At 71.4% G+C, this 18763-nt stretch carries 15 protein-coding genes; 8 read left to right on the forward strand and 7 right to left on the reverse strand.

The window, feature by feature from the left end; translation table 11 throughout:
• Nucleotides 1-96 precede the first annotated feature (96 nt).
• Genes ABT061_RS00990 through ABT061_RS01000 form a run of 3 tightly spaced genes read right to left on the reverse strand, consistent with a single transcriptional unit; the run spans nt 97 to nt 3454 of the window.
• Nucleotides 97-1209, reverse strand: coding sequence for an ABC transporter permease (locus ABT061_RS00990; RefSeq protein WP_350911321.1), 1113 nt, complete (start codon nt 1207-1209; stop codon nt 97-99).
• Complete coding sequence (locus ABT061_RS00995; protein WP_350911323.1) at nt 1206-2789, reverse strand: sugar ABC transporter ATP-binding protein; 1584 nt, start codon at nt 2787-2789, stop codon at nt 1206-1208. The genes ABT061_RS00990 and ABT061_RS00995 overlap by 4 nt, the downstream gene beginning before the upstream one ends.
• Nucleotides 2786-3454 carry a DUF2291 family protein gene (locus tag ABT061_RS01000; protein ID WP_350911325.1) on the reverse strand — a complete coding sequence of 223 codons (669 nt, stop codon included), beginning with the start codon at nt 3452-3454 and terminating at the stop codon, nt 2786-2788. The genes ABT061_RS00995 and ABT061_RS01000 overlap by 4 nt, the downstream gene beginning before the upstream one ends.
• A 379-nt stretch (nt 3455-3833) precedes the next feature.
• Here ABT061_RS01000 and ABT061_RS01005 point away from each other — a divergent pair, with 379 nt between their 5' ends.
• From ABT061_RS01005 to ABT061_RS01015, 3 genes are all read left to right on the forward strand, one after another.
• Complete coding sequence (locus ABT061_RS01005; RefSeq protein WP_350911327.1) at nt 3834-4757, forward strand: hypothetical protein; 924 nt, start codon at nt 3834-3836, stop codon at nt 4755-4757.
• Between the two features lie 13 nt (nt 4758-4770).
• Nucleotides 4771-5631, forward strand: coding sequence for a class F sortase (locus ABT061_RS01010; protein WP_350911329.1), 861 nt, complete (start codon nt 4771-4773; stop codon nt 5629-5631).
• 174 nt (nt 5632-5805) lie between these two features.
• The gene (locus ABT061_RS01015; protein ID WP_350911331.1) at nt 5806-6951 is read left to right on the forward strand and encodes an acetyl-CoA C-acetyltransferase; all 1146 of its coding nucleotides are present in this window, start codon (nt 5806-5808) and stop codon (nt 6949-6951) included.
• A gap of 82 nt (nt 6952-7033) precedes the next feature.
• Here ABT061_RS01015 and ABT061_RS01020 read toward each other — a convergent pair whose 3' ends face one another.
• Nucleotides 7034-7213 carry a hypothetical protein gene (locus ABT061_RS01020; protein ID WP_350911333.1) on the reverse strand — a complete coding sequence of 60 codons (180 nt, stop codon included), beginning with the start codon at nt 7211-7213 and terminating at the stop codon, nt 7034-7036.
• A gap of 293 nt (nt 7214-7506) precedes the next feature.
• Nucleotides 7507-8217 carry a class I SAM-dependent methyltransferase gene (locus ABT061_RS01025; RefSeq protein WP_350911335.1) on the reverse strand — a complete coding sequence of 237 codons (711 nt, stop codon included), beginning with the start codon at nt 8215-8217 and terminating at the stop codon, nt 7507-7509.
• A 382-nt stretch (nt 8218-8599) separates the two neighbouring features.
• On the opposite strand from ABT061_RS01025, the gene ABT061_RS01030 reads away from it, so the two are divergent.
• The 3 genes from ABT061_RS01030 to ABT061_RS01040 are packed head-to-tail and all read left to right on the forward strand — an operon-like array spanning nt 8600 to nt 12024.
• A complete protein-coding gene (locus tag ABT061_RS01030) occupies nt 8600-10636 on the forward strand; it encodes an ATP-binding protein (RefSeq protein ID WP_350911337.1) in 2037 nt (678 codons plus the stop codon).
• 55 nt (nt 10637-10691) lie between these two features.
• Nucleotides 10692-11264 (forward strand): RNA polymerase sigma factor, encoded by a 573-nt coding sequence (locus tag ABT061_RS01035; protein ID WP_350911339.1) that lies wholly within the window; start codon nt 10692-10694, stop codon nt 11262-11264.
• The gene (locus tag ABT061_RS01040; RefSeq protein WP_350911341.1) at nt 11251-12024 is read left to right on the forward strand and encodes a hypothetical protein; all 774 of its coding nucleotides are present in this window, start codon (nt 11251-11253) and stop codon (nt 12022-12024) included. Before ABT061_RS01035 ends, ABT061_RS01040 begins: the two co-directional genes overlap by 14 nt.
• Here ABT061_RS01040 and ABT061_RS01045 read toward each other — a convergent pair.
• Nucleotides 12013-13032 (reverse strand): adenosine deaminase, encoded by a 1020-nt coding sequence (locus tag ABT061_RS01045; protein ID WP_350911343.1) that lies wholly within the window; start codon nt 13030-13032, stop codon nt 12013-12015. The two genes, ABT061_RS01040 and ABT061_RS01045, sit on opposite strands and share 12 nt — an antisense overlap.
• Nucleotides 13033-13298: 266 nt before the next feature.
• Here ABT061_RS01045 and ABT061_RS01050 point away from each other — a divergent pair, with 266 nt between their 5' ends.
• The gene (locus ABT061_RS01050) at nt 13299-15404 is read left to right on the forward strand and encodes an ATP-binding protein (RefSeq protein ID WP_350911345.1); all 2106 of its coding nucleotides are present in this window, start codon (nt 13299-13301) and stop codon (nt 15402-15404) included.
• A 26-nt stretch (nt 15405-15430) separates the two neighbouring features.
• On the forward strand, nt 15431-17443 hold the full coding sequence (locus ABT061_RS01055) for an ATP-binding protein (RefSeq protein ID WP_350911347.1): 2013 nt from the start codon (nt 15431-15433) through the stop codon (nt 17441-17443).
• A 107-nt stretch (nt 17444-17550) separates the two neighbouring features.
• Here the strand turns inward: ABT061_RS01055 and ABT061_RS01060 are convergent, their stop codons facing one another.
• Nucleotides 17551-18756 carry a pyridoxal phosphate-dependent aminotransferase gene (locus tag ABT061_RS01060; protein ID WP_350911349.1) on the reverse strand — a complete coding sequence of 402 codons (1206 nt, stop codon included), beginning with the start codon at nt 18754-18756 and terminating at the stop codon, nt 17551-17553.
• Between the last annotated feature and the right edge of the window lie 7 nt (nt 18757-18763).

Consider the following 18763-nt stretch of genomic DNA (forward strand, 5'->3'; position numbering starts at 1 on the left):
AACCGTACTGCCGTGAAAATCACCGGCGGCTCGGGGAGACACCGGGATGGGCAGATGTGCCGCGGACGGGTGCCGAGAGGCGGCCGCCGGAGCCCGTCAGGCCGGTCGCCCGTCGGTGACCAGCGCAGAGACGGCGGCCCTGTGCCGCTGGAGCCGCTGTTGCCCCTGGTCCAGCATCACCACGAAGATGATCAAGAGTCCCTTGATCAGGATCTGCCAGAACAGCGACACATCCAGGATCATCAGCCCGTTGACGAGGAGACCGATGACGACGGCTCCGACGAGGGTGCCCCATACGGTGCCGCGTCCCCCGTTCAGCGTGGCGCCGCCGAGGACGACCGCGGCGATCGCGTTGAGCTCGAACGTCTCACCGGCCTGAGGTACCGCCACGGTCAGCTCCGAGGCGATGAGGAGACCCGCGAGCGCGGCGCAGCCGCCGGAGATCACGTAGACGACCGTCTTGACGCGGTTGATCGGGACCCCCGAGAGCTCCGCGGCCCGCTCGTTGCCGCCCGCGGCGTACAACCATCGGCCGAACGGTGTCCTGGTGAGCACCAGCATGACGGCGACGGCCAGGACGATCATGATCCAGATCGGGGCCGGGATGCCGAGCGGGCGTGCGTTGCCGAGGAGGCCGAAGCCGGTGTTGCCGAGTTGGGGGCGGCCGTCCAGGTTGGTGTAGGTCAAGCCGCCGGAGATCAGCAGTGCGAGTCCCCGCGCCACGTACAGCATGCCGAACGTCGCGATGAACGGCGCCACCTCGAACCGGGTGATGAGGACACCGTTCACCAGGCCGACGAGCATGCCGACCGCGACGCAGAGCACGATCACGCCCCACACGGGTGGGAAGGCGATCACGTCGACGAACCTGAGATCGAGACCTTCGAGCAACTCGCCGGCGACGACCCCGGAGAGCCCGATGACCGAGCCGACGGACAGGTCGATGCCGCCCTTGAGGATGACCAGCAGCATGCCGAGCGCGACCACCCCGTTGACCGCGATCTGCTCGGCCATCGTGATGAGGTTCGGCACCGTGAGGAACGAATCCGTCAGCATGCCGAAGAGCACGATCAGGGCCGCCAGCGCGATGAGCGCCCGGAACTCGAACAGGCCGTTCAGCAGGGACAGGCGGCGCGCCCGGGCCGCGATCCGCTCCGGCGGGGGGCGGCCCGGAGGCGCCGGTGCGGGGGGTGTTTCCTGAGGTGTCAATTCGCACCGCCCTCGGCCCTGTCGACGGTGACGCCGTCCAGCGCGCTCATCAGCTCCTCCCGGGTTATCGCGCCACGCCGGAAGTCGCCGGTGACGACCCCGCGGGCGAGCACCAGCAGCCGGTCGGGGATGTGCAGGGCCTCCTCGGCGTCGGACGTGGTGAAGAGGACGGCCAGGCCGTGCCGTGCTCGTGCCGCCAGAAGCGCGAAGATGTCGGCCTTGGCGCCGGCGTCGACGCCGCGCGAGGGTTCGTCCAGCAGCAGTACCAGGGGATCGGTCAGCAGTGCCCTGCCGATGACCACCTTCTGCTGGTCGCCGCCGCTCAACGATTCGACGGGCGCTCCGGCGTCGCCCGTCCTGAGGGTGACATTGGAGATCATCCGATCGACGGCCTCCAGTTCGCGCTCCCGGGAGACGAACAGCCGTCGGACGAACCTGTCCAGTCCGGCCAGGGAGAGGTTCTCCCCGACCGACATCGTCTGGATGAGGCCGTCGCGCCGCCGGTCCCGAGGGACAAGGACCAGGCCCCGGTCGATGCGGTCGCGGATGCTCGCGCTCTCCAACGGGACGCCCGAGAGCAGGACGTCACCCGACTGCGAGGGGATCCGGCCGGCGAGCGCCTCCAGCAGTTCGGTCAGGCCCGAGTCCACCAGGCCGTAGATCCCCACGATCTCGCCCTCCCCGACGGTCAGGGAGAGGTCGTCGATCGCGAGATGACCGGGATTGGCCGGAGCGGCCACCGAGAGCCCGCGCAGGGTCAGCAGTTCCTCCTTTCGTGACTCCTCTCGTGACGGCGCCGGCTCCGCCTCGATGACCTGGGTGAGGCGTGCGAACAGGGCCTCCCGGTCGGGGCCGACCATCTGCTCCACGACCCACCGGATATCGACGGTCTTGGCGTTCGCGGTGGCGGCCAGCCGCCCGTCGCGCAGTATGACGACGTCATCGGCGATCTTCAGCACCCGGTCCGGTTGATGGGAGACGTAGACGACCGCGCCTCCGCTCGCGGTCAGCTCCCCGATGGCCCGGAACAGCGCCTCGACCTCCGCAGGAGTGAGCGCCGAGGTGGGCTCGTCCATGATCAGCACCCGGGCCTCCTGGAGGAGCGCCCGCGCGATCTCGATGATCTGCTGCCGGGCCGGGCTCAGGTCACCGACCAGCCGATCGGGATCCAGGTCCTCTCCCAGACTGTGCAGGACCGCCGCGCTGGTGGCCCGCTGGGAGGAGCGGTCGATCATCCAGGGGCCCCCGCAGATCTCGCGGGCCAGGAACAGATTGTCCTGGATGCTCAGATTGGGGAAGAGATTGAGTTCCTGAGGGATGATCGAGATGCCCCGGTAGGCGGCGTCGCGGGGAGACAGGAGCCTGACGGGCTCCCCGTCGAGTTCGACGTGGCCGGTGGTGGGCTGCTCGATCCCGGAGAGGATCTTCAGCAGGGTCGACGTGCCGGCCCCGTTCTTGCCGAACAGCGCGGTCACCCGACCGGCGGCGATGTCGAAGTCGACACCCCTGAGCACGTGCGTGTTCCCGTACACCTTGGTGACGTCGCGGGCGCTCAGGATTGTGGTCGCCGCGGTCTTCACGGCACCTCCTCGATCGAGACCGGGGTGATGGTCACGACGGAGGGGGTGAGGAAGTTGAAGGCACCGACGAAGGAGATCTCCTTGCCGTTCAGGTGCTCCGGGTCCAGGTTCTTGAGCAGCTTCCTCCACAACTGGTTGTTCAGCGCGGTGGCGGCGGCGGCGTACTCCGCCTGGTTGCGGAACCGCCTGAATCCGATGCCGGCCGCGTCCCGCAGCGCCGTGCCGTTGATGGCAGGACCTACCTGCAACGAGACCCGGGTGCCCGGTGGCAGGCCCGGCACGGTCACGGGCATCAGCCCGGACTCCGCCACTCCGGCCCTGCCGGTGCCCTTGACCGCGAAGTTGTAGGGGCCGTTGCCCTGCCGGACGCCGTAGCGTCTGTCGGCCGCTCTCTTGTCGGTGGTCACGGCCTTCACCAGCACGGGCAGCTCGACCGCCCTCCTCCTGATCGCGGGCACGACCTCGCTCTGGTACGTCCGCGCCCCGAAGGCGGCCGGGTCGAACCGGGCGCCCGACGCCGCGACCGACTCCGCGGAGCGGTAATGGGTGCTGAGCCCGATGGCGGTCAGGAGGGCCGCCGTCAGGGCGGCGGCCACCCATCTCGCCGGGATCCGCCGGCGGGGCACCTGCCCGCCGCGCGCGTGTGCCGCAACCGGGGTGCTCATCACAAACCTCCAGCTCGGGAGGATGTCAAGACCCGTATACCCGTTCGCGCGGCTTCCAGTGAATCCTCCCTGCAAGGGAGCCGATCGAACCCGGGAACCCTCGCGTGTTCTGTCCCGCGGCGGCCACGACACCGTGCGGATCCCGGCGGCGGTCGGCTACTCACCGTGACTCCCATGCGCCAAACCCTGTCTGTTGTTCGAAACTTCACCGATGTACGGTGTCGTTTGCTGTGGGATAGATGGGAATTTGTGTCCGTTTCGCCGACTCGCTCGCGCACCATGGTCTCTGTTCGTAGGATCTATGCCGAACCTTGACCAAGGCGTGTAAGCCTTAAGGGCCGGTGCGAGCCGGTCGATGGATCTGGAATGGGGAGAGACTGTGCTGAAGTCCAAGACGCGGCGGCGCGTCGCGGTCAAGACAGCCGCGATCGCCGCGGCGGGCGCGGGCGTTCTTTTCGGCGCGGTCCCTGCGGTCGCCTCCATGTACGCCGACCCCAACCCGGTCAGCTACGCCTGCACGCTCGCCGGTGTGTCGTCACCGTCGGCGACGTACATCTTCCAGATGGACCTCAGCGGCCCGACGGCGGCGGCGACCAACTCGCCCCTGGTGGCGACCTGGAAGATCGCTCAGCCCGCCACGGGGCTCACCGTCACCCCGACCGCGCCGGCCCCGGCGGGCGCGCGTGTCGTCATCGACGCGGAGGTGCAGATCGAAGCCTCTCCCTCGCCGGTCCTGGCGCTTCCCTCCGAACTCCGCTCGCTCGCGGCCACCGCCGCTCCCCCGGCCGCCGGGCAGCCGATCACCGCACCTCCCCTGCTCGTCACGGTGACCCCCAGCGCGACCGGCGTGGTGGCCTTCCAGCCGGGTCCGTTCACCCTGTACCTGGACCCCGGTACGGGGGCCAATAATGAGGCCGAGCTGCTCGACTGCGGCACTCCGCTCAACCCGGCCGAGGCCAGCGCCGCCGCGCTGCGGGTGACCGTGGGGACGGGTTCCCCGAGTACGAGCCCGAGCCCGAGCCCGACTACGAGTACGAGTACGAGTCCCAGCCCGAGTGCGACCGCGAGTCCGAGCGCCACTCCCAAGCCGACGGTCACCGTCACCCAGACCAAGACCTCCGAGCCGGAAAAGCCCGCCTCCGACGGGCAGATCGACGAGACCCCCAACGGAGGGGCTGCCACGGGCGGTGGCGGGGACGCCGGCCCCGACGCCCGAATGATCATGCTCAGCGGTGTGCTGATGGTGGCGTTCGCCGGGATCGGCGGCATGGTGCTGCGGCGTCGCACCGCGGGCCGAGGCTGATCGGGGTGGCCGGATGAGCACCCCCCCGCCGGGCGGTCAACACCCCGGGCACGTGCCCCACTACCGGCCGGTCCCGGTCCAGCCGCAGTACCCGCACCCGTTCCAGCAGCAGCACGGCCCGCCCTACGGGGAGCCGTACGAGGAGTGGCCGCGAGAGGGACACCTCGACGGGCATCTCGACGGTGGGCGGGTGATGCGGTCGGTGCTCATCCTGGCCGGGATCGCCGGGGTGGTCACGGTGCTGGTGGGCATGCTCTACGTGCTGGCCGCGCCGGAGGAGTACGGCATGGGCGAGCGCACCACGCTGCCCCCCAGAAATCAGGCCGCGGCGGCGCCGGTGAACCCGTACTTCCAGGCGCCCCCGACCGCGCCGCCGCCCCAGCCGAGCCTGCCGGCGGCCCCGGCCATGCAGCCCTCCAGTCCGGTCCGCCTGGTCATCCCGCGGCTCGGCGTCAACGCGCCGGTCAGATCCGTCGGGCTCGACAGCAAGGGCGCGATCGAGGTGCCGCCGGTCAGCAACCCGAACCTGGTCGGCTGGTACCGCTCGGGACCCACGCCCGGCGAGGCCGGTCCCGCGATCATGCTCGGGCACAAGGACACGCGCCTGGGAAGCGCGGTCTTCAGCCGCCTCGACGAGATCCGCAACGGCGACGTCATCGAGGTGCACAGAAAGGACGGCGTCATCGCCGTCTACACCGTCGGCGGGCTGGAGCAGGCGGACAAGTCGGTGTTCCCGACACAGCGGGTGTACGGCGAGTCGCCGAACCCGCAGCTGCACCTGATCACCTGTGGTGGCACCTATGACCGCACCACCGGTCATTACACGGACAACGTCATCGCCTACGCGACCATGACGAGCACCAGGATGGCCTGAGCGATACCGCCCAGGTCAGCGCAGAGCTCCTGATATTTCGTAAAAGGGTAGAGGTGTCCTCTCCGTGGAGAGGACACCCCCGGATAGGGCGTGGATAAAAGTTCTGTTGTAACCTCCTACTGACCGAATGATGCTCGGTTTCGCAGGCAGCTCGGTTCACACGCAGGAGGCACTGTGGCAGAGGCATACATCGTCGGGGCGGTCCGCACCCCGGTCGGCAAGAAGAAGGGCGGTCTGTCCACCGTCCACCCCACCGATCTGGCCGCGCACACCCTCGGAGCGCTCATCGAGCGTACGGGTGTCGACCCGTCGGCGGTCGAAGACGTGATCATGGGCTGTGTCATGCAGTTCGGCCCGCAGAGCATGGACATCGCGCGCAACGCGTGGCTGTCCGCAGGTCTCCCGGAGAGCGTCGCCGGTGTGACCATCGACCGCCAGTGCGGCTCCTCCCAGCAGTCGATCCACTTCGCGGCCCAGGGCGTGCTCTCCGGCACCCAGGACCTCGTCGTGGCCGCCGGGGTGGAGTCCATGAGCATCGTGCCCATGGGGTCGAGCATCAGCGCGGCGCTGGAGAAGGGCATGCCCTTCCCCTTCGGCGAAAAATGGGTCGAGCGGTACGGCAAGCAGGAGATCTCCCAGTTCCGCGGCGCGGAGCTGATGTGCGAGAAGTGGAACCTCAAGCGCGAGCAACTGGAGCAGTTCGCGTACGAGAGCCACCAGCGGGCGGCCAAGGCCGTCGCGAACGGCTACTTCAAGGACCAGATCGCCCCGCTCAACGGTGTCGAGGACGACGAGGGCCCGCGCCCGGACACCACGCTGGAGAAGATGGCGTCGCTGAAGACGCTGCGGGACGGCGGGCAGATCACGGCAGCCACCTCCTCGCAGATCTCTGACGGCTCCGGAGCGATCCTGATCGCCTCCGAGCAGGCGGTCCGCGACCACAACCTGACCCCCAGGGCGCGCATCGTCACCCTGGCGCTCACCGGCGACGACCCGGTCTACATGCTGACCGCGCCGATCCCGGCGACGCAGAAGGCGCTGAAGAAGGCGGGCCTGTCCATCGAGGACATCGACGTCACCGAGATCAACGAGGCGTTCGCCCCGGTCCCGCTGGCCTGGATCAACGACCTCGGCGCCGACCCGGCCAAGGTCAACCCGAACGGCGGCGCGATCGCCCTGGGCCACCCGCTGGGCGGCACCGGCGCGATCCTGATGACCAAGCTCCTGCACGAGCTTGAGCGGACCGGTGGCCGGTACGGGCTGCAGACGATGTGCGAGGGCGGCGGCCAGGCCAACGTCACGATCATCGAGCGTCTGTGACGCCGGTGCCCGCGGCCTCGAACCGCGAGGCACCGTGCGAGACGGGAAAGCCCCGGTCGGTGGACCGGGGCTTTTCGGTAGGTCAGCGACCGCCCTTACCGGGGATCCGGCGCGGCTGCCGGGTGGGCCTCATCGGCGTGGGCGGCATCGGCATCCGCCGGGGCGCCGCGGGCACGACGTGCTCGGGCAGCGGGGTGTGGGTCTCGGTGGTCTTGGCGGACTTGGGCTTGCCACTGTGCTTGCGGGCGGCATGAATTCGCATATGGACTCCTTGAGGAAAGTGACGACGCGGCGAGATCCCGGGTCGGACAACTCAGCTGCCGCGTCAGACGAACGGGGCTGAAACGCTGAGTGCGGGCGGATCAGCGAAGGCTGATCGACGCCGGCTCTTAGGAGTTGATCCACATGTGAATGACCTTACGGCGCTCCTGCCGAGGCGGGCAACCTATTTGTTTGCGCCCCCGGCCTCCCCCCCGGCCGCCCCCGGCCGCCCCGGCCGTCACGCCGCGCCGGGCACCGCGATGGCCGCGGGGGAGGGGACGGCGCGGGCGGAGATCACTTCGGCACGCGGGCGACGCAGAAGACGGTCTGCCCGAACGGCGGGCGGACGAAGCGCTCGATGAGGCGGGTGAGGGGCACCACGGTACGGTCGTAGATCTTGACCAGGCGGGGGTCGGGGTAGCCGACACCGCCGCGGCGGACCGCGGCCCACCAGGCGATGCCGCCCAGGAAGTTGATCGGCTTGAGCACGTCGATGTCCAGGCCCGCACGAGAGACCGTGCTGCGCAGGGTGGCCGGGGTGTAGCGGGTGACGTGGCCGACCTTGCGGTCGAAGTCCCCGTAAAGCTGCATGTAGCCCGGAACCCAGATGATGATCCGGCCGCCGGGGAGGGTGACCTTGGCGAGCGACCGCAGGGCCTCGACGTCCTCCTCGATGTGCTCCAGGACGTTCATCATCACGACGGTGTCGACCTTCTCGCCGATGGGGATCTCGGTCGGCAGGCCGAACTGGAGCACGTCGATGTCGTCGCGGCCCTCGAAGCGCTTCTGGAGCTGCTCCACGCAGTAGGGGTCGAAGTCGCTGACCACCAGCCGGTCGAGGCGGGGCAGGAACTGCTCGGCGAAGTGGCCAAGCCCGGAACCGATCTCCAGCATGGACCGGCCCACGTGTGGGGCGACCATGTCGAGCTCGTACTGCCGGTAATTCCTGGCCTCGTCCCCACCAAGGTGGTTCTCCAGGGCCTCGTCACCGGCCGCGGGTTGCACTACGCGGTCATACCCAGACATGCGGTTCCGTCCAGCTCGGTTAAGGAAAGGCCGCGGCGACAGGCCGCGGCCAGGGACAGCCAGAGTCTAATGGCGCTTCCCTCAAGGCGGCCCCGCAAACGATCCACGGGCAGTGCCGCCGGGAGCCGCGCCCGGGGGATCGGCCTCCGGGTGGGCTCGCCCCCCGATTACCGGCTCCGCCGAATCAGTTATAAAGCACCTGCATTTCCGCGTTTCACGCCGTACGGGGGAAGTTCGACCTCGATACGGCGGTGAGATTTGCACCGGGGGACAAGGAAATCCCCCTGGGGAATCACCGGCCGCCCGGTCCGTGATTTGAGAGGAGTGCTATTCCCGGTAAGTGGAGAAGGAGCGCGAACCGATGGAACAGGTCCAATGGTGGCGGGGGAACCTGCCCGCGGAGACGGATGGCCTCATCGGCCGGGAAGGCGAGGTGCGGCGGCTGCTGAAGCTGCTGGCCGACACACCGCTGACCACGGTCACCGGTGTCGGCGGCATCGGCAAGTCACGGATCGCGATCAGGGCCGCACGCCGGTGGCACGAGCACCACCCGGACGGCGCGTGGCTGGTGGAGCTGTCCGGCGAGCGCGACGGTGACCTGCTCGCCCACATGGTCGCGGCGGTCCTCGGTATCCCCGAGCGGTCCGCGCGGACGCAGGACGAGACGCTCGTCGAGTTTCTCGCGGGCAGGAGGCTCCTGCTGCTTCTCGACAACTGCGAGCACCTCCTGCCCGCCTGCCGCGACCTCGTCGCCCAGATCCTGGCGGCGGCGCCGGGGGTGCGGATCATCGCGACCTCCCGCCGGCCGCTCGGACTGCCGCAGGAGGCGCTGCTGCCCGTCGGACCCTTCGACGCGCCGTGGCCGGAGGAGGAGGGGATGGCGGGGAACGACGCGCTCCGCCTCCTCCTCGACCGGGCCGCCGCCGCGGCGCCCGGCCTGGAGACGACCGAGACCGGCCTGGCGGCCGCGGCCAGGATCTGCCGGCGGCTGGACGGTGTCCCGCTCGCCGTCGAGCTGGCCGCCGGATGGCTGGGGGACATGCCGGTGGAGCGGCTCGCCGACCACCTGGAGAGCCGGTTCGAGACCCCGCCCGACAGCCGGGCGCCGGTGCCCCGCCACCAGACCGTACGCGCCGCGATCAGGTGGAGCCACGAGCTCTGCGGCCCCGGGGAACGCCTGCTCTGGGCCAGGCTCTCGGTCTTCGCGGGAAACTTCGGCGCGGCCGACGCCGAGCGGGTGTGCGGCGACGAGCGCCTGAGGGACGTACCGGACCTGCTGGAAAGCCTGGCGCGAAGGTTCCTCCTGGTCCGGGTTCCCGGCGGCTACCGTCAGCCGGTCACGGTCAGGGAGTACGGCAGGGAGCGGCTCGCCCTGCTCGGGGACGAGGCCAGGCTGGCGCGGCGGCACCGCCACCACTACCTCGACCTGGCGCGCAGGGCCGAGACCGGCTGGTACGGCCCCGGGCAGGAGGAGTGGGCCGCCCGCCTCGCCTTCGCCATGACCGACCTGCGTCTCGCCCTCGACCCCGCCTCCCCGGTGTCCGTCGAGCTCGCCGGCACGCTCTGGATCCTCTGGTTCTGCCTGGGCCGGTTGAACGAGGGCCGCCACCACATGGCACGCGCGCTCGAATCGGCTTCCGTCACCGACCCTCACCTGCCCAGACTCCTGTGGGCCGACGGCTGCGCGGCCATCGCCAGGGGTGAGCTGGAGCCGGGTCGCCGCAGGGCGGAGGCGGCGCTGTCCGCGGCCCTCGACTGGGGCGACTACGCGGCGGCCGGGCACGCCCAGCTCCGGCTGGCCAGCCGTGCCCTGTGCGCCGGCGCCCTCGACGAGGTCGAGCCGTGCGTCGAGCGCGTGCGCGAGTACTTCCGCAGGGCGGAGGCCGACACGGTCGGCGAACCCCTCGCCCTGGTGACCATGGCCATGGCGGTCACCTGGCGCGGCGAGTTCGACAGGGCCGTCTCGGTGCTCAAGGAGGTGCAGCGGCTCTGTGACGCGCACGGCGAGCGCTGGGCCCGCGCCTGCGGCGACTACGTCCTGTCCATCGCCCAGCTGGGGCTCGGCAGGGTGAGCGAGGCGGCGGAGGCCGCCCGGCAGTCGCTCGACGTCAAGTGGCGCCTGCGCGACGCCGCCGGCGTGGCGCTGGCCGTCGACCAGCTCGCGGTGATCGCCGCGGTCGAGGGCGACGGCCGCCGCACGGCCAGGCTCCAGGGGGCGGTGGTACGGCTGCGGGCCGTCTTCGGGCTGCGGGGCCTCGGCTCGGCGGGCATGTCCGAGCCGAGAACCGTCGCCGAGCGGACGGCCAGGCAACTGCTCGGTGACGAGACCTACGACGCGATCTTCGCCGAGGGCTACGAGACCGACCCGGACGCGGCGGTCGCTTACGCCCTCCACTGAGCGCATTCGCCCGAGGGCTTTCGCGGGAGGGCTTTCGCGGGAGGGCCCGCATGCGGTGAAATCTCTCAGACATCCGCAAAGGAGCCCCCCGACGGACGACGACGAGGCGATCGCCCGATCACTGGCAGGTGACCTGGACGCCTATGAGGTCCTGGTCGCCCGCTACAGCGTGCTCGCGCACCGCACCGCGGCCATGCTCGGAGCCGCCGACGAGGCCGAGGACGTGGTCCAGGAGGCGTTCGTCAAGGCGTACCGCAACCTGACGTCCTTCCGCCGCGGCGCGCCGTTCCGGCCCTGGTTGCTGCGGATCGTGGCGAACGAGACGCACAACCTGACCCGCTCCCGGGGGCGCAGGGACAAGCTGGTCGCGCGGCTCACCGAGGCCGTTCCGCCGGTGGGTGAGGGCCCCGAGGAGGCGGCCGTCACCACCGACCGGCGGGCGCGGCTCCTCGACGCGGTGCGTACGCTGCCCGAGCGGGAACGCGAGACCGTCGTCTGTCGGTATCTCCTTCAGCTGTCGGAGGCCGAGACCGCCCAGGTGCTCGATCTTCCCGTCGGCACCGTCAAGTCGCGGACCTCCCGTGGCCTGGCCCGTCTGCGCGAGGAGGTGGCACATGACCTCATCTGACGACCTCGAGGCCAGGCTCCTCGACCTCGGTGAGTCCCTCGACGTCCCCTCCCCGCACCCCGCCGAGGTCGCGCGGGCCGTACGGGCCCGCCTGGAAGTGCCCGCCCCCGAGGCGCCCGCGGTCACGGGTGGCCGGGGAGTGCTCCGGCGGGGATGGGGGGCGCTGCGGGCCGGCGGGCGGGCGCGGAGGCGGGCGGCGGTCGCCGCCGTCGCGATCCTCGTCGCGCTGCTGCTGGGGGCGACGCCCGCGGGAAGGGCGGCGGTCGCGGAGATCCTGCGCTTCGCGGGCGTCGAGCTCAGGATCGGCGACCCCGGGCCCCTGCCGTCCTGGGCGCCCCAGCCACTGCCGGACGAGCGGCGGGTCACCCTGGAGCAGGCCAGGGAGCAGGTGGCGTTCCCGATCGCCGTCCCCGCCGCGCTCGGCGAGCCCGCCGAGGTCAGGGTGGGCGACGGCGGCCGGGTGGTCTCGCTGCTCTGGCCCGGCCTCAGGCTGGACGAGTACGACGGTAGCCTCCTGCTCGTCTTCCGCAAGGAGCTGGGACCCCCCTGGCCGCTGGAGACCTGGGTGGGCGACGCTAAGGCGCAGTGGATCCCGGCCCCACACGGCCTGACCTACCTGCCCCGGCGCGGCGGCGAGGCCGAGGCCCGCCCCCGCGCGGCCGGCCCCACCCTCATCTGGCAGCGCGGGCAGGTCGGCCTGCGTCTGGAGGGGGCCGGGGACATCGGCCGCGCCGAGGAGATCGCCCGCTCAGTCCGCTGAGGCCAGCCAGTCGTCGACCCCCTGGAGGAGCTTCTTGCGCACCGTCTCCGGTGCCGCCGACGCCCGTATCGACTGGCGGGCCAGCTCGGCCAGCTCCGGGTCGGAGAAGCCGTACACCTGCCTGGCGAGCTCGTACTGGGGCAGCAGCCTGGCGCCGAACAGCAGCGGGTCGTCGGCGCCCAGTGCGATCGGCACCCCCGCCTCGAACAGGCGCCGCAGCGGCACGTCCTCGGCCCGCTCGGCCACCCCGAGACCGACGTTGGAGGTCGGGCAGACCTCACACGTGATCCCCCGGGCGGCGAGGCGCTCCATGAGCTGTGGCGACTCGGCCGCCCGCACCCCGTGCCCGACCCGGTCGGCGTCCAGCACGTCGACGCACTCGGCCACGCTGGCGGCGCCCAGCAGCTCCCCGCCGTGCGGCACGGCCAGCAGCCCCGCCCGCTTGGCCAGCCGGAAGGCCCCGTCGAAGTCACGGGCCCGGCCGCGCCGCTCGTCGTTGGAGAGCCCGAACCCGATCACGCCCTGGTCCATGTAGTGCATGGCGAGGCGGGCGAGGGTCTTGGCGTCGAGGGGGTGGCGGGTGCGGTTGGCGGCCACCACGACCGCGATCCCTATTCCCGCGTGGTCGGCGGCCCTGCGCGTCGCGTCGAGCATCAGCTCCATGGCCGAGGTGAGCCCGCCGAACTTCGACGCGTACCCGGACGGGTCGATCTGGATCTCCAGCCAGGCCGACCCCTCGGCCGCCTCGTCCTCGGCCGCCTCGCGCAGCAGCCGGTAGACGTCGCTCTCCCGCTGCAGGACGGAGCGCGCGATGTCGTACAGCCGCTGGAAACGGAACCAGCCCCGCTCGTCGGTGGCGCGCAGCCGAGGTGGCCAGTCCTCCTCAAGCGCGTCGGGAAGGTGTAAGCCGTGTTCGCGGGCCAGCTCGACGAGGGTCGAGTGCCGCATGGAGCCGGTGAAGTGCAGGTGCAGGTGCGCCTTGGGCAGTTCGCTGAGGGGACGTGGCATTTCAATAGAGTGCCGTACCTTCGGTGACCCCCGGTGTTCTTTGGTCCCGGCCTGACGGTCCGCTCGCGCGCCGCGGAGGGAGAAAGGGGACCTGTATGGCGGAAGGCGACGAGGAGGTTATTTCGGGGCGGGTGTGGCCGCCTTCCGGAAGTGCCCGTCCTTGTCGCATCCCCCGCTATATCGAGGAAATCTAGGAAACGGGCTTTCAGTGGACCATGTCTCCGTGCGACGGTAGATGCACACGTTGTCAGGACGCTGGGGCTGCCATGAAAGCGGACGTCTTCGTCGGCAGGGAGACCGAACTCGCCGACGTCTCCGCACTGCTCGAAAGGGTGCGGCACGTCACGCTGACCGGTCCGGCCGGGGCCGGGAAGACCTGCGTCGCCCTGCGGCTGGCCCGCACCCTCGAACCCCGGTTCCCGGACGGCGTCCACATCGTGGAGCTGTCGGAGGCACCCGGCGACCTCGACTCCCTGGCCGAGACGTTCGCCGACGCGATCGGCGTCCGCCGCAGGCCGGGCGTTCCCGCGCTGCGGGCGCTGGTCGACGGGCTCGTCACGCGCCGGACCCTGCTCGTCCTCGACACCTGCGACCGCGTCGTCGGCGTCACGGGCATCCTGGTCGGCCTGCTGTTGCGCTCAATCGAGGGACTACGTGTCCTGGCCACCAGCAGGCAGCGGCTGGGCCTGCCCGGCGAGCACCTCTACCCGGTCGGCGGTCTGCCCGACGCCGACGCCGTCAGCCTGATCGACACCCTCACCGCCGGTCTGATCGGCGGCCCCGACGCGGCCGAGCTCTGCGGGCGCCTCGACAACCTGCCGCTGGCGATCAGGCTCGCCGTGGCCGGCGGCGGCCCCGGGATCCTCGACGGGCTGGTCACCCTCGACGGCCGCCCGCTCTCCACGGCCGGGCTTGCCGCCTTCGACGGCCGCATGGCCTCACCCGACGAACTCGCCGCGGCCTTCGAGAGCCGTACGGCCCCCTCCGCCGGTCGCGGGACCCACGGCGAAGGGCACGACGCGGAACCGCACCGGCTCCCCTCCGCTCCCCGGCGGCACAGCTCCATGCGCGTCGCCCTCGGCTGGAGCCACGAACTCTGCACCCCGCCGGAACGCCTGCTGTGGGCACGGGCCTCGGTCTTCGCCGGCACCTTCGACATCGAGGCCGCCGAGGAGGTCTGCGCCGGCGGCGTCCTCGCCGCCAAGGACATCCTCGACGGCCTGCTGGGGCTGCTCGACAAGTCCGTCCTGGTCCGCGAGGAGGGCGAGAACGGGGTCCGCTACCGCCTGCTCAACACGGTCCGCGAGTTCGGCCTGGTCTGGCTCGACCGGCTCGGCGAGACCGAGGAGATCCAGCGCCGCCACCGTGACCACTTCCTCGCCCTGTCCGCCCGCGCCGAGATGAGCTGGCAGGGCCGCCAGCTCGAGTGGTACCGCAGGCTGGTCCTCGAATGCGGCAACATGCGCGGTGCCATCGAATACTGCTACTCCCGGCCGCAGGAGTACCGCCGCGGTCTCGACCTGGTCGGCAACCTGTGGTTCCTGTGGGCGTGCTGCGGCATGCAGGCACCCGGCGACGACCTCCTCCAGCGCGGCCTCGACCTCGACCGCACGGCCAGTCCCGAGCGGGTCAAGGCGCTCTGGGTGCACGCCTGGGTCTCGATCCAGCGCGGCGACCTCGAACGCGCCGAGCGCATCCTCACCGAGTGCGCGACCGAGGACGCCAACGGCTACGCCACGGCCTACGTCAGCCAGTTCCAGGCCCACCTGGCCGTCGTCAGGGGCGACGTGGGCGAGGCCCTGCGGCTCATCAAGCACGCCCGGGTGCGCCACCGCTCCACCGGCAACGTCTTCCCCGGCTTCCTGCCCACCTACACGGTGGTCGCCACCGCCATGATGCTCGCCGGCCACCACGAGCAGGCCGTGTCCATCCTGCGGGAGGGACGTGAGCTCTGCGAGTCCTGCGGCGACTACTGGACCCTCATCCGCCTCGACCTCCTCCTGGGCCAGGCCGAGCACCTCCTCGGCAACTCCGCGTCCGCCGCGGAGTCCGCCCGCGGCTCCCTGCGCGGAGGCCGCCTGTTCGGCGACACCATCTCGCTGATGGAGGCGCTGGAGGTGTTCGTCGTGATCGCCGAGTCATCCGCCGACGACACCTTCGCCGCCATCATGTTCGGGGCCTCCCGCGCCGCCTGGAAGAACGCCGGGGTCCCGCCCAGCCGCTCACCCATGATCGCGAGCCTGATCCGTACGTCCGAGCTGAGGCTGCGCGGGCGCCTGGGCAGGGCGGAGTTCGACCGGCTGGAGGAACAGGGAGGTTCGATCAGCCTGCGCGACGCGGTGGAACACGCGATCCAGGGGAACCTTTCTTGACGCCGCGCGGCAACCTGCCGGTCGCGATGAACAGTTTCTTCGGACGCGCCGCCGAGCTTGACGAGATCACGAAACTCCTCACCGGAACGCGCCTGCTCACCCTGCACGGCGCCGGGGGCGTCGGCAAGACGCGCCTCGCCCTCCAGGTGGCGCGGAGCGTCCGCGACGACTACCCCGACGGCGTCTGGGTGGCCGAACTCTCCTCGGAGACGGACGGCGACCTGCTCGCCGGCCGCGTCGCCGGGATGTTCGGCCTGCGCGCGAGGGCCGGACGCCCGGCCCTCGCGTCCCTCGTCGAGTTCCTCGCCGACCGGCGGCTCCTGCTCGTCCTGGACACCTGCGAGCACCTCGTCGATCCCTGTGCCGCCATGGTCACGGCCATCCTGACCGGCGCGCCCGACGTCCAGATCATCGTGACCAGCCGCCAGGAGCTCTGCCTGCCGTACGAGGTCGTCATGGGCGTCGATCCCTTTCCCGTCCCTCCGCCCGAGGCCGCCGACCTCGCGGGGTACGACGTGATGAGCCTCTTTCTGGACCGCGCGACGGCCGTCGCCCCCGGGCTGCGCACGGACGAGCGGGCCATGATGGCCGTCGCCAGGCTCTGCCGGAGGCTCGACGGCGTCCCGCTCGCCATCGAGCTGGCGGCCGGTCACGCGCGTGGCCTGTCGGCGATCCAGCTCGCCGACCAGCCCGAAGACCGCTTCAAGCTGCCGGCCGACGGCGAGGGAGTCCTCGTACGCCACCACACGCTGCGCACCGCGGCCGGCTGGAGTCACGAGCTCTGCACGCCCGCGGAACGCCTGCTCTGGGCCCGCCTGTCGGTCTTCGCGGGCACCTTCGACGAGGAGTCGGCGCGCGGCGTCTGCGCGGACGAGTGCCTGCCCGACGTGGCCGGTGTGCTCGCCGTGCTCGTGACCAAGTCCGTCGTCACCCGCGTGGGTGATCGCTATCGCCTGCTCGACACCATCAGGGACTACGGGCGCGACTGGCTCGACGAGCTGGGCGAGGGCGCCCTGATGCGCCGCCGCCACCGTGATCACTACCTGGCCGCCGCCCACCGCATGGACGCCCAGTGGTGCGGCCCCCGCCAGCTCGAATGGGCACGCTGGGCGCGCGGGGAACTGTCCAACATCCGCGCGGCCCTCGACCGCTGCCTCGCGGGCGGCGACCACCGCACCGCCCTGGAACTGGCCGGAGCCCTGTGGGTTCTCTGGTGTCACCTGGGCCTCGTCCGGGAGGGCCGCCACTACCTCGACCGCGCGCTGGCCGCCGTCCCGGCCCCGGACCGAGCCAGGTCAAGACCGCTCTGGGTCGCCGCCCACCTCGCGCTCCTCGCGGGCGACATACCCCTGGCACGCAGGCGGGCCAGGGAGAGCGCCGAGAGCGCCCGGCGCCACGGCGACGGCGAGGCCGAGGCCCACGCCCACCTCCGCCTCGCCGGGGCCTGCCTGCTCGCCGGCGACCTGGAGGGCGCGCGGGGGTACGCGCTGCGCGGAGCCGCCGGGTTACGGCAGGTCGAGCCCGGCTCGTCAGGCCTGTTCTCCGTTCCCCTCCTCCTGGCCATGGCCGCCACGTTCGGTGGCGACTTCGACAGGGCGGTGGAGATCCTGCGCGAGACGCGCCGGCACTGCGAGGCGCGTGGAGAGCTCTCCCAGCGAGCCCTGAGCGACTACATCCGCTCTCTGGCCCTTCTGGGCCGGGGGGAGGTCGCCGAGGCCTCAGCCGCGGCCAGGGCGGCGCTGGAGGTCAACTGGCGGCTGCGAGACGTGGTCGGCGGCGTGCTCGCCATCGACCAGCTCGCCCGGATCGCCGCGGCCGCGGGTGACGGCTCCCGCGCCGCCTGGCTCCTCGGCGCCGCGCAGCGCATCTGGATCACCTTCGGGCTGCCCGGCCTGGGGGCCGACACCATGACCGGGCTCCGCGAGGCCGCCGCGGCCCGCGCCGAGGGTCTGATCGGAGAGACCGCCTACGCGCTGGCCTTCGCCGAGGGGGCGGCCTCCCACTTCGAGTCCGCGGTGACCTACGCCCTGCGCGACTGAGCCGGGCTCATCCGGCGGGCGCGGAGGCCGTCCACCCGTCACCCCGCCGGCCGGAGCCCGATCCGGCGGGGGTGCGGCGGCCACTCGTCTCCCGCCCCGGGAGGCGTTCAGCGGGCCTGGCTGAGGAACTTGACGATGCGGCCCACGCCCTCGACCAGGTCGTCGTCGCCGAGTGCGTAGGACAGGCGGAAGTAGCCCGGGGTGCCGAACGCCTCCCCGGGGACGACCGCCACCTCGGCCTCCTCCAGGATGAGCTCGGCCAGCTCGGCGGAGGTCGCCGGACGGCGGCCGTCGAAGTCCTTGCCCAGCAGTTCCTTGACCGACGGGTAGGCGTAGAAGGCGCCCTTCGGCTCGGGGCAGAACACGCCCGGGATCTCGTTGAGCATCCGGACCATGGTCTGGCGGCGGCGGTCGAAGGCCTCGCGCATCTGGGCCACGGCCGACAGGTCGCCGCTGACGGCGGCCAGCGCGGCGATCTGGGCGACGTTGGAGACGTTGGAGGTGGCGTGCGACTGCAGGTTGGTCGCGGCCTTGACGACGTCCTTGGGGCCGATCAGCCAGCCCACCCGCCAGCCGGTCATCGCGTAGGTCTTGGCGACGCCGTTGAGGATCACCACCTTGTCGCCCAGCTCGGGGGCCACCGTGGCGATGCTCGCGAACGTCGCGTCGCCGTAGGTCAGGTGCTCGTAGATCTCGTCCGTGACGACCCACAGGTCGTGCTCGGCGGCCCAGCGGCCGATCTGGGCGACCTGCTCGGGGGAGTACACCGCGCCGGTCGGGTTGGACGGGGAGACGAACAGCAGGACCTTGGTCCGGTCGGTGCGCGCCGCCTCCAGCTGCTCCACGCTCGCCAGGTAGCCGGTGGTCTCGTCGGTCACCACGTCGACCTGGACGCCGCCGGCCAGCTTGATCGCCTCGGGGTAGGTGGTCCAGTAGGGGGCGACGACCAGCACCTCGTCGCCCGGGTCGAGCAGCGTGGCGAACGCCTCGTAGACGGCCTGCTTGCCACCGTTGGTGACCAGGACCTGGGCCGCGTCGACCTGGTAGCCGGAGTCGCGGAGCGTCTTGTCGGCGATGGCCTGCTTCAGCTCGGGAAGGCCGCCGGCCGGCGTGTACTTGTGGAACCTGGGGTTACGGCACGCCTCGACGGCCGCCTCGACGATGTAGCCGGGAGTGGCGAAGTCCGGCTCGCCGGCGCCGAAGCCGATGACCGGGCGGCCTGCCGCCTTCATCGCCTTGGCCTTGGCGTCCACGGCCAGCGTGGCGGACTCTGAGATCGCGGAGATGCGTGTTGAGATGCGGGGACGGGTCATACCTCCA

The sequence above is a fragment of the Streptosporangium sp. NPDC002544 genome (assembly GCF_040295965.1).
In the GTDB taxonomy this organism is placed as follows: Bacteria; Actinomycetota; Actinomycetes; order Streptosporangiales; family Streptosporangiaceae; genus Streptosporangium.

Excerpts from the sequence above, each read along its gene's own strand:
- ABT061_RS01030 (WP_350911337.1), top strand. The coding sequence starts at position 8,600 with ATGGAACAGGTCCAATGGTGGCGGGGGAACCTGCCCGCGGAGACGGAT.
- ABT061_RS01055 (WP_350911347.1), top strand. The coding sequence starts at position 15,431 with ATGAACAGTTTCTTCGGACGCGCCGCCGAGCTTGACGAGATCACGAAA.
- ABT061_RS01010 (WP_350911329.1), top strand. The coding sequence starts at position 4,771 with ATGAGCACCCCCCCGCCGGGCGGTCAACACCCCGGGCACGTGCCCCAC.
- ABT061_RS01060 (WP_350911349.1), bottom strand. The coding sequence starts at position 18,756 with ATGACCCGTCCCCGCATCTCAACACGCATCTCCGCGATCTCAGAGTCC.
- ABT061_RS01020 (WP_350911333.1), bottom strand. The coding sequence starts at position 7,213 with ATGCGAATTCATGCCGCCCGCAAGCACAGTGGCAAGCCCAAGTCCGCC.
- ABT061_RS01050 (WP_350911345.1), top strand. The coding sequence starts at position 13,299 with ATGAAAGCGGACGTCTTCGTCGGCAGGGAGACCGAACTCGCCGACGTC.
- ABT061_RS01040 (WP_350911341.1), top strand. The coding sequence starts at position 11,251 with ATGACCTCATCTGACGACCTCGAGGCCAGGCTCCTCGACCTCGGTGAG.
- ABT061_RS01000 (WP_350911325.1), bottom strand. The coding sequence starts at position 3,454 with ATGAGCACCCCGGTTGCGGCACACGCGCGCGGCGGGCAGGTGCCCCGC.
- ABT061_RS01045 (WP_350911343.1), bottom strand. The coding sequence starts at position 13,032 with ATGCCACGTCCCCTCAGCGAACTGCCCAAGGCGCACCTGCACCTGCAC.